The following is a 14,680-nucleotide window of genomic DNA, read 5'->3' on the forward strand; positions in this document are numbered from 1 at the left end:
TCCCAAAGGTACAGACCAGCCGGAGCATTTGGAACAGTACTTTACGAACCGCGGAGAGCGGGCCGGATCGCGTCCAGCACCGCTGGATCCTCGATCGTCGAGGGCATCGGTTCGTCGCGGCCGTCGGCGATCGCGCGCATCGCCCGGCGCAGGATCTTCCCGGACCGCGTCTTCGGCAGTCCGTCCACAATGGACACGTCGCGGAAGGCGGCGACCGGGCCGATGTCCTCCCGGACCATGGCCACCAGCTCCGCGCGCAGCTGGTCCTCGGGGATGTCCGCGCCCGCCTTGAGCGTCACGAACCCGCGGGGCAGCTGGCCCTTGAGCTGGTCGGCGACCCCGATGACGGCGCACTCGGCCACCGCCGGGTGCGACGCCAGCACGGCCTCCATCGACCCGGTGGAGAGCCGGTGACCGGCGACGTTGATGACGTCGTCGGTGCGGCCCATGACGAACAGGTAGCCGTCCTCGTCGAAGTACCCGGAGTCGCCGGTCAGGTAGTAGCCCTCGTAGCGGGAGAGGTAGGCCTGGCGATAGCGCTCGTCGTCACCCCACAGCGTCGGCAGCGACCCCGGCGGCAGCGGCAGCTTCAGCGTGATGGCCCCTTCGCGCCCGGCCGGCAGCTCGTTGCCCGCCCGGTCGAGGATCCTGATGTCCGAACCCGGGACGGCCTTCGTCACGGACCCGGCCTTGACCGGCATCGGCTCCAGGCCGCAGAGGTTGGACGCGGTCGGCCAGCCGGTCTCGGTCTGCCACCAGTGGTCGATGATCGCCTTGCCCAGCTTCCCGTGCGCCCAGTGGTAGGTCTCCGGGTCGAGCCGCTCCCCGGCCAGGAACAGGGTCTTGAACGCCGAGATGTCGTACTTCGCCAGCTCCACGGCGTCCGGGTCGACCTTCTTGATCGCCCGCAGCGCGGTCGGCGCGCAGTAGAGCCCCCGGACCCGGTGCTCGGCGATGACCCGCCAGAACGCGCCGGCGTCCGGCGTGCCGACCGGCTTGCCCTCGTAGAGCACGGTCGTCGCGCCGACCAGCAGCGGCGCGTACGCGATGTAGGAGTGGCCGACGACCCAGCCGACGTCCGACGCGCCCCACCAGACGTCCCCCGCGTGGATGTCGTAGACGGCGTCCATCGAGTACGCCAGCCCGACCGCGTGGCCGCCGTTGTCCCGCACGACGCCCTTCGGCCGCCCGGTCGTCCCGGACGTGTAGAGGATGTACAGCGGGTCGGTGGCCGCGAGCGGCACCGGGGCCACCGGCGTGGCGTCCGCGGCCAGCCGGCGCCAGTCCAGGTCACGGCCGGTCAGCTCGGCGAGCGCCTGCTCGCGCTGCAGCACGACGACGTGCTCGGGCTGGTGCTCGGTCATCTTGAGCGCGGTCTCGATGATCGGCTTGTACTCGATCACCCGCGTCGGCTCGATGCCGCAGGAGGCCGCCAGGATCACCTTGGGCTTCGCGTCCTCGACCCGCGCGGCCAGCTCCTTCGGCGCGAACCCGCCGAAGACCACCGAGTGCACCGCGCCGATCCGGGCGCAGGCCAGCATCCCGATCACGGCTTCCGGCACGTTCGGCAGGTAGAGCAGGACGCGGTCACCCTTCGTGACCCCCAGGGAACTGAGCGCGCCGGCGAACCGTGCGACCGTGTCCCGCAGCTCCTCGAAGGTGTAGGTGCGTTGCTGTCCGGTCACGGGCGAGTCCCAGATCAGCGCGGCCTGCTCGCCCCGGCCGGCCTCGACGTGCCGGTCCAAAGTGTTGTACGAGGTGTTCAACTCCCCGTCCGGGAACCAGCGGTAGAAGGGTGGCTGCGAGTCGTCGAGGGCCGTTTTCGGCGCCTTCGTCCAGCTGATCTTTTCCGCCGCTGCCAGCCAGAACGCCTCCGGCTCGGCCAGGCTGCGCCGGTAAGCCTCGGAGTACGCGCCCATTCTCCGCTCCTTCGTGACGCCGGGGTGCCGAAATGGCGGCCCGCTGTCCCTGTCAGGTTTCCGCGAACGGGGGTGCCCCGGCGTCTTCTCGACTGCGCGGGCCGCCGGCGGAACCGGGTGACCACCGGATGCGTCACGGAAAGACCCGGCAACCTCACGGCGGCCGGGAGCGTCCTAAGCTGGACTGCGAGGAAACGCCGCACGGCGGTACGAAGTGAACACGGACAGTGAGGGGAGCCCGGCGGTGAACGGACTCGCGAGCGCGTTGCTCTCGCTAGCCCATTCCTTGTTCGGCCCGGGCTTCTGCCCCGGCGAATGGGTCTGGGCCACGAGTGCGGCCGGCGCGCTCGTCGCACTGTTGCCGCCGATCGGCGCGCTGGCGGTGTCGATCATCCGCAAGGGCACCGGCAACCGGTACGACGTGACGACACTCTCGGTGTTCGGCGGGATCGGCCTGGTCACCACGCTGGTGCTGCCGTGGCTGCTGTCCAACGGCGTGTCGGGGGTCTACCGCGCGGCGTGGGCGGGCGAGGAAAGCGGCCTGACCAGCAAGGAGTGGTCGAGCCTCAACAGCCCCGGCGGCTGCTGGGTGGACAACCAGCGCAACTACCTCGGCGGCGGCCAGTCCGTCTACGACGTGTTGTTCTCCCGCAACGGCAGCGACATCCCGTTCTTCGTCTACCTGCTCGCGTTCGTGGTGCTGGGCGCCGGCTCGCTGCTGTTCGTCATGCTGCAGGGCCGCACGGCCTTCCGCCGTGGTCCGAAGTGGCCGTCCCGGTTCTTCTGGATCCCGTTCGCCGCGATGCTGCTGTTCAGCGTCGGCATGGAGGCGAACACCGCGCTGCACTTCTGGCTCGGGTTCCTGCCGTTCAGCGTGCTGGGCCTGATCCCGGTCGCGATGGTCGGGCCGCCGCCGTGGTCGGTCATCAACCGCCCGGACGTGCCGCCGCGGCGCGACCAGGAGCGGCAGGGCCCGCCGCCGTCGCAGGTCCAGCCGCGGCCCACCCCGCCGCCGCCCCCGCCACCCCCGGTCAACCGGCCGTACCCGAAGACGGCGCTGGCCTCGGCGCCCGAGCCCCCGCCGCCGCCGATGGCCGGCGCGCTGGCCGCGGCCCCCGGCCCGGTCCCGCCGCCGCCCGGCTCGCGCAACGCCGGCGGCAGCCGCTACCGGCGTGTCAAGCAGCTCGGCGCGGGCGGCTTCGGCACGGTCTGGCAGGCCGTCGACACCCAGCTCAACCGCACGGTCGCGCTGAAGATCGCGCACGCGCCGGACCGCGACACCGCCGAGCGCATGCAGCGCGAGGCCCGCGCGCTCGCCGTGGTCAGTCACCCGAACTGCGTCAAGGTGTACGACCTGGCCGAGGAGCCGGACGGCCTCGCGCTGGTCATGGAGTACCTAGAAGGCCGTCCGCTGGCCGAGCTGGTCGACGGCCAGGGCCCGCTCGACGACGTCGCCGCCGGCCGCCTCTGGGCGACGATGGCGGGCGCGCTCGCCGCGGCCCACGAGAAGGGCGTCCTGCACCGCGACATCAAGCCGTCGAACATCGTGCTCGACCCCAGCGGCCTGGCCCACCTCATCGACTTCGGCATCGCCCGCAGCCAGGGCGACTCGAAGATGACGGCGACCGGCATGATGATCGGCACGCCCGACTTCGTCGCCCCGGAGCAGGCGATGGGCGCGACGGCCTCCCCGGCGTCGGACGCCTGGCAGCTGGCCGCGACGATCAGCTACGCGCTGTCCGGCCAGCCCCCGCGCGGCACCCGTGAGACCCCGATGGCGGCGCTGATGGCGGCCGCCCGCGCCGAACCCGTGTCCCGCCTCCCACAGCGCAGCGCCCACGCGCGGCTGCTGGCGGCGTCCCTGGACCCCGAGCCACGCCGCCGTCCGACGCTCAACGCCGTTCGGCGCGAGGTCGAGGGGTGGCTTTCGCGGGCGGGCAAGTCCGCGGACGGCCCGGTGACGCGGGTGGTGCCGCGCCAGCCGGGCAGCCAGCTGCCTCGCCGCTAGCTCACCCTTATGGATCACGTCGAGCTACCGGGGCTCGTGCGATCCTGAAGATCGTGTCCGTTGATGACCTGATCGCAAAGATCGCGGCCATCGAGGATCGGATTCCGATCGAACACCTCGCCACTGCCAAGGGCGCGCTCGTTGCCGCTCGGCAAGCTCTTGCCGAAGCGGTCGAGGGGGCTCGCGCAAGGAGCGCCGGTGAGGCTGTCTCCTCGCTGGACCTTGCGATTGAAACGCTCGAGGGCATCGAAAAAGCACTCTTGGCAGCGAAGCGGGACCTCGAGACCTACCTGGCGAGGCTCAACGGAAAACCGGCATCACACGAAATCGAAGCTTTTCGGTCTCAGCTTCCTCCTTCGGTGCCCAAACCCAACCCGAGAGGCAAGAAGACACATGGGCGCTGGGTTGATTCGGACGGAAACGAGCAGGAAACCGTGAGCGGCATCGACGAGCACTCGAAAGCTGCACGGACGCTCTTGATCGAACGTGACATGCCTCCTTTCATGGGCCCCCTGGCGCTCACGCACGTCGAAGTCAAGGTTGCCGTCCGCATGGTCCAATCCGGTCAGAAGCACGTCGACCTGGTGATCAACAATATTCCCTGCCCAGGTTTCTGGGGCTGTGGAAGCCTGGTCAGCGGTCTGCTTCCGAAGGGCGGATCGATCACCGTGTATGGTCCCGACGACTATGAAGAGACCTTTCACGGAGGCGTGGACCTGTGGTAGCTCTTGACGTTTGGTACAACGAGCAGACTCCCATCCGGGTGACAACAGCCGGCGAGCTGGACGACCTGCTCGCTCGTATCGGTCGCGAGACCGCCGGTAATGACGCTCCGCCGATGATCCAACTGGCCGCCGTCGACGAGCCCCGTCGAGGCCTGGAAGCCGGCTTGGGTCAGGAGAAGGGTTTCCTCAACTTCATGTCGCCTACCGAGGGAGGATCGACGGCTGGAAGCGGTGATCCTGAAGTCATTGTCGAGTATGTGTACGCAGGAAATCTGACCGAGGTCCCCTCGAACGTCGAGGTGTCCATCGACATTGTCCACGCGGGTCTTCACGAATTTCTGGCGACTGGTATGCGGCCGAATTCGGTGCAGCTCGCTCAGTAATTCTTGCCGCCGCTAAGCGGGCTTCACGGCTTCGAAGATCACGAGCTGCTTCGGCTCCAGCTGGACGTCGACCTGCTCGAACCCCGCCTTCTCGAGGCGGCCGGGGAACGTCGCCGCGTCGACGACGTTCATCGTGTCGCCGACGTGCAGCAGGCGGAAGCGCAGGTTGAGCTGGCCGTCGCTGCCGCAGTACGTGCCGCCCGGGCGCAGGACCCTCGCCGCCTCGGCGAAGATCGCGTCCTGCAGTGCCGCGGTCGGGACGTGGTGCAGCATCGTGAAGCAGACGACCGCGGAGAAGCGCCCGGACTCGAACGGCATCTCCGCGCCGCTGCCCTCGACGACGTCGGCGCGGTCGCCGTACTTCCCGCGCAGCAGCTCGGTTGACGCGGGGTCGATCTCCAGGACCGTCAGCTTCGGCACGACGTCGAGCAGCACCTTCGTGGTGGCGCCGAACCCGGGCCCGATCTCGAGGACGTCGTCACCCAGGTCGCGGTCCCGCAGCCACGGCGTCAGGCGCTCCTCGACGGTGTTCGCCCACTTCTCCGAGCTGCAGATCTTGCGGTGGATCAGGTTCATCGGCATGACTTCGACGCTAGGCAGCCCGACGGGTGACCGGTAGCCGATAGGCTGCCAAGTGATGTCGCTGATCGGTCATTCCGGAGCCATGCTGCTGGGCGAGGTCGACCTGCCCGCCGGCACCTGGTTCCCGCTGCACGAGCACCCCGTGCACCAGCTCGTCTGGTCCGCGCGCGGGGTCGTCGCCGTGAAGGCGGGTGACGCGGGCTGGGTGCTGCCGCCGACCCGCGCGCTCTGGATGCCCGCCGGCGTCCCGCACCGCACGGGCGCCCTCGGCCGGGTGGCGCTGCGCGGCATCTACGCCGACCCCGCACTGTCGCCGGTGAGCTGGCCGGAGCCGCGGATGGTGGCCGTCCGGCCGCTGCTGCGCGAGCTGCTGGAGTACCTGACCGGTGACGGCGTCGGGGCCGCCGCCCGGCTGCGCGCCGAAGCCGTGGCGTTCGACCTGCTGGAGCCGCTCGACGTGGTGCCGATCGCGGTGCCCTCACCGGCCGACCCGCGCGCCCGCGACGTCGAGGCGGCGGTGCTGGTCAACCCGGCCGACCCGCGCAGCCTCGCGGAGTTCGGCCGGGACGTCGGCGCGGCGGAGCGCACGCTGGCCCGGATCTTCGTGCGCGAGTGCCGGATGACGTTCGGGACCTGGCGCACGCAGGTGCGGTTGCGTGCGGCGCTGCCGTTGCTGGCCCAGCGGCTGCCGCTGGAGACGGTGGCCCAGCGCATCGGCTACAGCTCGGCGAGCGCGTTCGTGGCGGCCTTCCGCCGCGCGGTCGGCGTCACCCCAGGCGCCTACTTCGCGGGCTGAGCTACCGCCAGGACGGCAGCCAGCGCTCGGCCTCCCAATGGCCGTTCGTGATCGCGATGCCGTTCAGGATCGGCCACAGCCAGGCGAAGTTCGCCACCACCAGGCCGACGTACAGCGACACGACGAGCAGACCGGTCCCGCGTCTCTCGAACCCGCGGCGGGCGCTGCCCAGGACCTGGCCCAGGCACAACGTCAGCCCCAGCACCAGGAACGCGGCCAGCGGCGTCGCGTAGAAGAAGTACATCTGGCGGTCGATGTTGGTGAACCAGAAGACGTACCCGCCGAGGTAGCCGACCAGCACGGCCGCGTAGCGCCAGTCCGCGCGGAAGATCGAGCGCCAGACCGACCAGCCCAGCATCGGGATCGCCAGCCACCACATCGCCGGCGTGCCGACCAGCATCGTCGCGCTGACGCAGCGGGACTCGCCGCAGCCGGTGACATCGCCGTCGTAGCTGTAGAGCATCGGGCGCAGCCCCATCGGCCACGTCCACGGCTTCGACTCCCACGGGTGCGGGTTGTCCTTCGGCGTCACCAGCGTCTCGTGGAAGTGCAGGACGTTCGCCGAGTAGTCGCCGAGCGAGCGCAGCGACGCCGGGATCCAGCCCCAGACGCCGGGCGCGATGTCCTTGATCTCGGTGTAGTGCCGGTCGGTCGCCGTCTCGCTGGCGAACCACGCCCAGTACGCGCCGAGGTACATCACGAGCGGGATCAGCAGGATCGCCCACAGCGCGGGCAGCACGTCTCGGCGGATCGTGCCCAGCCAGGGCCGCTCGACGCCGGCCGCGCGCCGCGCCGCGACGTCGAAGAAGACGCACAGCAGCCCGAACGCGACGATGTAGTACAGCGCCGACCACTTGACGCCGAAGGTGAGCCCGATCATCAGCCCGGTCGCGAACCGCCACCAGCGGAAGCCCAGCTTCGGACCCCACACGGACTCGTTGACCCAGCCTTCGCGCACGGCCGTCGCGAGCCGGGTGCGCACCTGGTCGCGGTCGACCAGCAAGCAGGAGAACGCGGCGAGCACGAACAGCGCGATGAAGATGTCGAGCATGCCCATCCGCGACTGCAGGTGCAGCACGCCGTCGCTGATCACCAGGACCCCCGCGATGCCGCCGAGCAGCGTCGAGCGGGTGAGCCGGCGGGCGATCCGGATGGTCAGGAAGATGATGAGCGTGCCGGCCAGCGCGGGCATGATCCGCCAGCCCCAGCCGTTGTAGCCGAACAGCCATTCGCCGATCGCGATCAGCTGCTTCGCCAGCGGCGGGTGGACGACCAGCTCGTAGCCGTAGTTGTCCTCGTAGCCACCGTTGCGCAGCACCTGCCAGGCCTGCGGCACGTAGTGCTTCTCGTCGAAGACCGGGCTGCCCTTGTCCGTCGGCGTGCCCAGGTTCTGCAGCCGGACGATGCCGCCGATCACGGTCAGCACGAGGGTGACGACCCAGCCGCGCAGCCGGTCGGCCGGCATGCCGCGGCCGAGCAGGGTCACTTCGCGGTCGGTGGGCGGCCGGAGCTCCTCCACCGGGTCCGGCCGGACGCTTTCGTCGTCGGGACGGGTCAGCACGGCGGTCACGGGGGCGATCCTACGGGCGGACCGGGGCGTGCGTCGTCCGGATCAGCTGATCAGCCTAGGCTGGCCGGGTGAGCTCACCGGTTCCTCCCGGCCGCCTGGTCCTGGCGGCGACCCCGCTCGGCGACGTCCGCGACGCCTCGCCCCGCCTGGCGGAAGCACTGGAGGAAGCCGACGTCATCGCGGCCGAGGACACCCGGCGGCTGCGGTCGCTGACCGCGGCGCTGGGCGTGACCCCACGCGGCCGGGTGGTGAGCTTCTACGAGGACGTCGAGACGGCGCGCCTGCCCAAGCTGCTCGAATCGTTACGCGCGGGCGAGACCGTGGTGCTGGTGACGGACGCCGGTATGCCCAGTGTGTCCGATCCGGGTTTCCGCCTGGTTTCGGCGTGCGTCGCCGAGGACCTTCCGGTGACGTGCCTGCCGGGCCCGTCGGCGGTGACCACGGCGCTCGCTTTGTCCGGTTTGCCGTGTGACCGGTTCTGTTTCGAGGGTTTTGCGCCGCGCAAGCCGGGCGAGCGCTCCCGCTGGCTGTCGTCGTTGCGCGACGAGCCCCGCACGGCGGTGTTCTTCGAGTCCCCGCACCGGCTGGCGTCGACGTTGTCGGACGCGGTGTCGGTGCTGGGCGCGGACCGGCGGGCCGCGGTGTGCCGTGAGCTGACGAAGACGTACGAAGAGGTGAAGCGGGGTTCGCTCGCCTCGCTGGCCGCGTGGGCCGCGGACGGCGTCCGCGGCGAGATCACCGTGGTGCTCGACGGCGCGACGCCGAAAGCGGTTTCGGTGGCGGACCTGGTGGACGAGGTCGCGTCCCGCGTGGCGGCGGGCGAGCGCCTGAAGTCCGCGGCGGCGGAGGTCGCCGAGGCGACCGGCGTGTCCAAAAAGGAGCTTTACGACGCGGTCCTGGCTTCGCGGAAGTCCGGGCAGTGACTACGGACTTCGCCGCCGAGCTGGAAGCGCTGGCGGTCGCGGCGGAGTGGGCGGACATCGGCTCGTACCGGCCGTCCGGGCCGTTCGACGAGATCCCGCTCTACGCCCGCGACTCGGAGGTGGCCTTCTTCGGTGATCGGCCGGTGCGGGAGTCGAACGCGGTCCTGGTTCGCTTTGCCGCCGGGTTTCTCCCCGAGGTCGACCGCGCGTCGGACGACGCGCCTCGGTACCTGCGGTTGATCTCGCTCACCGAGTGGTCGGACCACCGCGACGACGGATCCGTGGTGCGCTCGGACGGTTCGCAGCTTCTGCTGGTTCCCCGGTTCTGGGTCGGGGACCTGGCGCACCCGGCCATGCGGTCGTTCGAAGTCTCTCCGGGTGCTTCGCCCGGCGCGCGGTTCGTCGCATCGGCGCTCGGACCGGGCACCGGGTTCGAGGTGTACGAGAACTTCGGCTCGGCCGACCCCGAGGTGCCCGCCCGGGTCTACGTCAGCAGCGCCGTCACGGCGGCGTGGGCCTTCCCGGCGTCGGGCGCGTCCCCGGTGATCACGTCCGTGTACACAAAGGACTCGCCGATCCGCACCAGCAGATAAGCCAGGTCCGGCACCGGAAGCGGCGTGACCAGCCGCCCGGCCTCGACCTCCGACGCCAGCAGCGACTCCAGCTCCGCGATGATCCGCCGCTGGCAGACGCTGGCCCGGGTCGTCAGCAGCCGCAGAGCCCGCTCCGGCTCGCGGCGCAGGAAGTCGCGGAACGGCGGTGAGTCGTTCGCGTACCGGACGTACCCGCTCACGAAGTCCGCGATCCCCGCGGCGCCGCGCCCGGCGCACGACGGCAGCAGCCGGGTGATCGAAGCCGCCGACAGGGACCAGAGGATCTCGCCCAGCAGCCGGTCGCGCGATCCCACCCGGCGGTGGAGCGTCGCGCGGCTGATCGAGAGCGTCTCGGCCAGCTCGCCCATGTCCACCCGCTTGCCGGACAGGAACCACTCGCGTGCCAGTTCGAACCCGTGAGACATATGCCAGAATGTCTCACATCAGCCACCGGGAGGACAGCAGATGCGCGCAGTGCAGGTGACCGAGTTCGGCGGGCCCGAGGTGCTCACGCCGGTCGAGCTGCCGGACCCGGTGGCCGGCCCCGGCGAGGTGCTCGTCAACGTCGAGCGCATCGGCGTCAACTACGCCGACACCCACCAGGCCGAGAACTCCTACCTCGCGCCCAGCAAGCTGCCCCTCGTGCCCGGCGGCGAGGTCGTCGGACGCACCGAGGCCGGCGAACGGGTCGTCGCCCTGCTCAACGGCGGGGGCGGGTACGCCGAGCGGGCCGTCGCGGCCGAGGCCATGACCTTCCCGGTGCCCGACGGCATCAGCGACCTCACCGCGCTGTCCATGCTGGTCCAGGGCGCGACCGCCTGGGTGCTGCTCCGCCGGAACGCCTACCTGGCCGAAGGCGAGTCGGTGGTCGTGCACGCCGCGGCCGGGGGTGTCGGCTCGATCGCCGTGCAGCTCGCCAAGGCGTGGGGCGCCGGCCGGGTGATCGCCACCGCCAGCAGCGAGGAGAAGCGCGCGCTCGCCCTCGAGCTCGGGGCCGACGTCGCGATCGACTCGCGCGCGGAAGACATGACGCAGGCCCTGATCGCGGCGAACGACGGCCGCCGCGTCGACATCGTGCTCGACATGGTCGGCGGGACGACGACCGACCAGAGCATCGCCGCGCTCGCGCCGTTCGGCCGGCTGGTGTTCTACGGCATGGCCGGGCGCGAAAGCCCGAAGCCGGTCGACCTCCGCAACGTCCTCGGGCACAGCACGACGATCAGCGGGATGTGGCTGCCGCACGTCTTCCGCCTGCCGGGCAACGTCTTCGGCTCGGCGCTGCGGGAGCTGTTCGGCCTGGTGCTGACCGGCCGGCTCAAGGCGATCGCGGGCGGCGAGTACGCGCTGTCGGACGCCCGCGGCGCGCACGAGGCCCTGCGCTCGCGCGCCACCGTCGGCAAGCTACTGCTCGACCCCGGCAAGTGATGTCGTGAGTGGTAATTAGGGTTCTAACCCGAATTACCACTCACGACCTCTTGGCGAGCAGAGCTTCCAGGGGTGCCGCCTTGTGCAGGCACTCCTGCCACTCCGCCTCCGGGTCCGAGTCGGCGGTGATGCCGCCGCCGACACCCAGGGCGATCCGGCCGCCGGCGATCTCGAACGTCCGGATCGCGACGTTCAGCTCCAGCCCGGCGGCCGGCGAGACCAGCCCGATCGCACCGGTGTAGACCCCGCGTCCGACGGGCTCCAGCGCCGCGATCAGGTCCAGCGCGCGGATCTTCGGCGCGCCCGTCACCGAGCCGGGCGGGAACGTCGCCGCCAGCAGGTCGGCGTCCGACACCGAAGGCCGCAGCACGCCCGTCACCGTCGAGTCCAGGTGCCAGACGCCCGGCGCCGGCCGGACCTCCAGCAGCGACGGCACCGTCACCGTCCCGACCTCGCACACCCGGCCCAGGTCGTTGCGCACCAGGTCGGTGATCATCACGTTCTCCGCGACGTCCTTGGCGGACCGCCGCAGCAGCCGGGCGTTCCCGTCGTCCTGCGGCCCGCGGCGGGGGAGCGTCCCCTTGATCGGCGTCGAACGCACCGCCCGGCCGTGCCGCGCGAGGAACAGCTCCGGCGAGAACGAGACGACCGACCCCCACGAGCCCGAGAGGAACGCCGCCCGGCGAGGCGCCAGCGAAGCCACACCGGCGGCGAACAGACCGGCGGGAGAGCCGGAGAACGACCCCGTGAACCGGCTGCAGATGTTCGCCTGGAACAGCTCCCCGGCCTCGATCGCGTGCACGCACGCCTTCACCGCGTCCCGGTGCTCCGAGGGCAGCGGCCGGTGCAGTGGCCCGGCCGTCCACGACGCGGCGGGCGGCGGCACGGCCAGCAGCGACTCCATTGTGGACACCGAGGGCCCGCCGCCGTCCAGGGACTCCAGGTGGCAGGTGCCCGAAGCGGACCACCGCAGCACGTGGTCCGCCCAGCCCCACGCGGCGCCCGGAAGCGAGCCGGAGGCGTCGTAGGCCAGGTAGCCGAACCAGCCACCGCCGACGACGTCCGGTGGAGCGTCGACTTCGTCGACCGAGGGGAAGACACGGGGAGAAACGGCGAGGGACGGCGCGATCACCGCCGGTGAGCCGAACCAGTCGCCCGACAGCATCGCCGGCGGCGGGAGCCCGCGCGAGGCGTTGTGGTGGGCGAGGGCCGAGAAAGCGCGCGCGGGTGTCACCTTCGTCCGAAGTGCCCTGCTCGTCACGCGCATGGCGCCATACCACCACACGTCAAAGCAGAAGGTCACCCAATGTGAACGGGTACACGACGGCGTTCTGCTCGACCGGCCCGGTGATGCCCGGCACGTCCGGCGCGCACGCGTGCTGGTGGATGCCGAGCCGCGAGTGGAACCAGCCCGCCCGTCCGGGGATGCCGTTGTGGCGGATCAGCCAGAGCACCACTTCGGAGTCGGCCCAGCGGTCCGGGTGCAGCCGGTGCTGCCAGCAGTCGTAGTCGGCGTAGACGAGCACACGCTCGAGGCGCGCCGCGTGCCGGACGTGCTTGATCCACGCCTTGATGAACCGGTCGTCGACGCTCGGGGCCGCCACCTCCAGCGCCGGCGCCAGCGAGCCGGGCGCGAACGCGCCGAGCTTGCTGGCCGTCCGGACGAAGTGGTCGGCCTGGTCGTGCACCGCGCCGGGCCGCGCGTAGTGCCGGCCGCCGACGTGCAGCCCGGCCTCCTGCGCGCCCGCCATGTTCCGTTCCGCGGCGGAGCTGCTCCAGTTGACGTTCTCGCTGATCGTCACCGACACGAACCGGTTCTGCGCGGCGCGCACGGCCTGCCAGTCGGCGACGCGCTCGCGGTGGGACAGCGAGATGCCGAGCTCGGCTTCCGGCTCCGTCACAGTCCGCCCCCGGCGCGTAGATGAGAGCACACCATACGTCGCCGGGAGCGGACCCGCAGTCAGCAACACCGGGTTGATCAGGCGTTTTCGCGTCGGAACGTTCTGGTGCCCCACCACACCGACAACACCGCCATCACCAGCACCACGACACCGCCGGTGAACAACGCGTCCATCGTGAAGTCGCCGCGGAAGGCGTTGCGCTCGACGTCCACCACGTGCCGGAACGGGTTGATCTGCGACACCGTGTACAGCCACTGCGGCGCCTTGCCCGCCGTGATCGGCAGCAGGATCCCGGAAAGCAGCAGCAGCGGGATGAGCACGGCGTTGAGCAGCGCCGGGAACGTCTCCTCGCTCTTCAGCGTCAACGCCAGCGCGTAGGAGCACGATGCGAGCGAAACCGCCAGCAGGAAGACGATCACCAGGCTCAGCAGCACCCCGCCGACCGGCGCGTCGAGGTCGAACGCCAGGTACGCCAGCACGATGATCAGCACCGCCTGCACGATCGCCTGCAAGGCGCTGGCCAGCACCTTGCCCAGCAGCAGCGCGCCGCGGCTGACCGGCGTCACCCGGAACCGCTCGACCACGCCGGAGCGGTACTCGGCCAGCAGCCCGAACCCGACGAACGAGCTGCCGAACAGCGCCAGCTGCGCGACCAGCGCCGGGGTGAGCAGCATCCAGCCGTCCGCTTCGGGCAGGCCGACGGCCTTGACCATCAGCGGCCCGAACAGGAACAGGTACAGCAGCGGCTGCATGATCCCGATCAGGATCCACGTCGGGTTGCGCAGCGCCGCGGCCATGTCGCGGCGGAAGATCAGCCAGGTGTCACGCAGCACGGGTGCCCTCCTCGGCTTCGCGCAGCGAGCGCCCGGTCAGGGTCAGGAAGACGTCGTCCAGCGTCGGCCGGTGGACCTGCATCGACACCATCGGGATGCCCTTGGCGTCCAGCGCCCGCAGCAGCTCCGGCAGCGCGACGTCGCCGCGCGGCACGCGGAAGCGGACCAGTCCGTCGGTGACCGACAGCTCGTGCGCGCCGGCCAGCCGCCCGGCGATCTCGGCGGCGTCCGTGCCCTGCTCGGGGTCGACGCCGACCTCGACGCGGTCGCCGCTGACCCGCGCCTTCAGCGCGTCCGGCGTGCCCTCGGCGACGATCCGGCCGTCGTCGATGACGATCAGCCGGTCGGACAGCGCGTCGGCCTCGCCCAGGTAGTGGGTCGTGAGGGAGACCGTGACGCCCTGCTCGGCGCGCAGCCGGCGGATGTGCTCCCACAGGTTGGCGCGGCTCTGCGGGTCGAGCCCGGTCGACGGCTCGTCGAGGAAGACCAGGCCGGGCGAGTGGATCAGCCCGAGCGTGATGTCGAGCCGCCGCCGCTGCCCGCCGGAGAGCGTCTTGGTCAGCCGCTGGTCCAGCCCGGTGAGATCGAGCTGGTCGGCGAGCTCGGCGCCGCGGGCGATCGCGTCGGCCTTGCTCATCCGGTAGAGCCGCCCCTGCAGCTCCAGCTCGTCGGCGACCTTGCTTTCGGGCGCGCTGCCGCCGCCCTGGGCGACGTAGCCGATCCGCTCGCGCACGCCCAGCGGGTCGGTCAGCAGGTCGCGGCCGCCGACGGTCGCGGTGCCCGCCGTCGGCTTCAGCAGCGTGGTCAGCATGCGCAGCGTCGTGGTCTTCCCGGCGCCGTTCGGGCCGAGGAAGCCGACCAGCTCGCCCGCTTCGACGTCGAGGTCGACGCCCTTCACCGCGTGGACGTCGCCCCCAGTGCGGCCCTTGCGGCGGAACCGCCGCTCGAGGCCGCGTGCCGTGATCATGAGTGCCCCTCTCTAATCAAGTTTGACTAGCGTGAGCGTCCGCTGTGCCCCGGGA

General features: G+C 71.0%; 15 protein-coding genes. 7 read left to right on the plus strand and 8 right to left on the minus strand.

Going from position 1 to position 14,680, the window contains the following annotated elements; translation table 11 throughout:
* Positions 1-41 precede the first annotated feature (41 nt).
* Positions 42-1,919, minus strand: coding sequence for a propionyl-CoA synthetase (locus ACZ61C_RS03450; RefSeq protein WP_465302342.1), 1,878 nt, complete (start codon positions 1,917-1,919; stop codon positions 42-44).
* A 244-nt stretch (positions 1,920-2,163) separates the two neighbouring features.
* Between ACZ61C_RS03450 and ACZ61C_RS03455 the strand changes: the two genes are divergently transcribed.
* From ACZ61C_RS03455 to ACZ61C_RS03465, 3 genes are read left to right on the plus strand one after another with little or no spacing between them, the layout of a single operon-like run.
* Positions 2,164-3,927, plus strand: coding sequence for a serine/threonine-protein kinase (locus ACZ61C_RS03455; RefSeq protein ID WP_465302344.1), 1,764 nt, complete (start codon positions 2,164-2,166; stop codon positions 3,925-3,927).
* 53 nt (positions 3,928-3,980) lie between these two features.
* A complete protein-coding gene (locus tag ACZ61C_RS03460; RefSeq protein ID WP_465302346.1) occupies positions 3,981-4,652 on the plus strand; it encodes a DddA-like double-stranded DNA deaminase toxin in 672 nt (223 codons plus the stop codon).
* Positions 4,646-5,035: an Imm1 family immunity protein gene (locus tag ACZ61C_RS03465; protein WP_465302348.1), complete on the plus strand. Its 390-nt coding sequence runs from the start codon at positions 4,646-4,648 to the stop codon at positions 5,033-5,035. The genes ACZ61C_RS03460 and ACZ61C_RS03465 overlap by 7 nt, the downstream gene beginning before the upstream one ends.
* A 12-nt stretch (positions 5,036-5,047) precedes the next feature.
* Here ACZ61C_RS03465 and ACZ61C_RS03470 read toward each other — a convergent pair whose 3' ends face one another.
* Positions 5,048-5,617, minus strand: a complete 570-nt coding sequence (locus tag ACZ61C_RS03470) for a class I SAM-dependent methyltransferase (RefSeq protein ID WP_465302350.1) — start codon at positions 5,615-5,617, stop codon at positions 5,048-5,050.
* Between the two features lie 82 nt (positions 5,618-5,699).
* On the opposite strand from ACZ61C_RS03470, the gene ACZ61C_RS03475 reads away from it, so the two are divergent.
* A complete protein-coding gene (locus tag ACZ61C_RS03475; protein ID WP_465302774.1) occupies positions 5,700-6,413 on the plus strand; it encodes an AraC family transcriptional regulator in 714 nt (237 codons plus the stop codon).
* Between the two features lies 1 nt (position 6,414).
* On the opposite strand, the gene ACZ61C_RS03480 is transcribed toward ACZ61C_RS03475, so the two are convergent.
* Positions 6,415-7,983, minus strand: coding sequence for a dolichyl-phosphate-mannose--protein mannosyltransferase (locus tag ACZ61C_RS03480; protein ID WP_465302352.1), 1,569 nt, complete (start codon positions 7,981-7,983; stop codon positions 6,415-6,417).
* Positions 7,984-8,051: 68 nt separating this feature from the next.
* On the opposite strand from ACZ61C_RS03480, the gene rsmI reads away from it, so the two are divergent.
* Positions 8,052-8,906, plus strand: a complete 855-nt coding sequence (rsmI, locus tag ACZ61C_RS03485; protein WP_465302354.1) for a 16S rRNA (cytidine(1402)-2'-O)-methyltransferase — start codon at positions 8,052-8,054, stop codon at positions 8,904-8,906.
* The gene (locus tag ACZ61C_RS03490) at positions 8,903-9,499 is read left to right on the plus strand and encodes a hypothetical protein (RefSeq protein WP_465302356.1); all 597 of its coding nucleotides are present in this window, start codon (positions 8,903-8,905) and stop codon (positions 9,497-9,499) included. Before rsmI ends, ACZ61C_RS03490 begins: the two co-directional genes overlap by 4 nt.
* On the opposite strand, the gene ACZ61C_RS03495 is transcribed toward ACZ61C_RS03490, so the two are convergent.
* Entirely contained in the window at positions 9,391-9,924 is a 534-nt protein-coding gene (locus ACZ61C_RS03495) for a QsdR family transcriptional regulator (RefSeq protein ID WP_465302358.1), read from the minus strand. The two genes, ACZ61C_RS03490 and ACZ61C_RS03495, sit on opposite strands and share 109 nt — an antisense overlap.
* A gap of 40 nt (positions 9,925-9,964) precedes the next feature.
* Here ACZ61C_RS03495 and ACZ61C_RS03500 point away from each other — a divergent pair, with 40 nt between their 5' ends.
* A complete protein-coding gene (locus ACZ61C_RS03500) occupies positions 9,965-10,924 on the plus strand; it encodes a quinone oxidoreductase family protein (RefSeq protein ID WP_465302360.1) in 960 nt (319 codons plus the stop codon).
* Between the two features lie 40 nt (positions 10,925-10,964).
* On the opposite strand, the gene ACZ61C_RS03505 is transcribed toward ACZ61C_RS03500, so the two are convergent.
* The 4 genes from ACZ61C_RS03505 to ACZ61C_RS03520 form a co-directional block, all read right to left on the minus strand.
* Positions 10,965-12,191 (minus strand): aminodeoxychorismate synthase component I, encoded by a 1,227-nt coding sequence (locus tag ACZ61C_RS03505; RefSeq protein WP_465302362.1) that lies wholly within the window; start codon positions 12,189-12,191, stop codon positions 10,965-10,967.
* A gap of 19 nt (positions 12,192-12,210) precedes the next feature.
* Complete coding sequence (locus ACZ61C_RS03510) at positions 12,211-12,825, minus strand: glycoside hydrolase family 25 protein (RefSeq protein ID WP_465302364.1); 615 nt, start codon at positions 12,823-12,825, stop codon at positions 12,211-12,213.
* Between the two features lie 77 nt (positions 12,826-12,902).
* On the minus strand, positions 12,903-13,658 hold the full coding sequence (locus ACZ61C_RS03515; protein WP_465302366.1) for an ABC transporter permease: 756 nt from the start codon (positions 13,656-13,658) through the stop codon (positions 12,903-12,905).
* Positions 13,648-14,625, minus strand: a complete 978-nt coding sequence (locus tag ACZ61C_RS03520) for an ATP-binding cassette domain-containing protein (protein WP_465302368.1) — start codon at positions 14,623-14,625, stop codon at positions 13,648-13,650. The genes ACZ61C_RS03515 and ACZ61C_RS03520 overlap by 11 nt, the downstream gene beginning before the upstream one ends.
* Between the last annotated feature and the right edge of the window lie 55 nt (positions 14,626-14,680).

Source organism: Amycolatopsis sp. NPDC104587 (assembly GCF_055583645.1).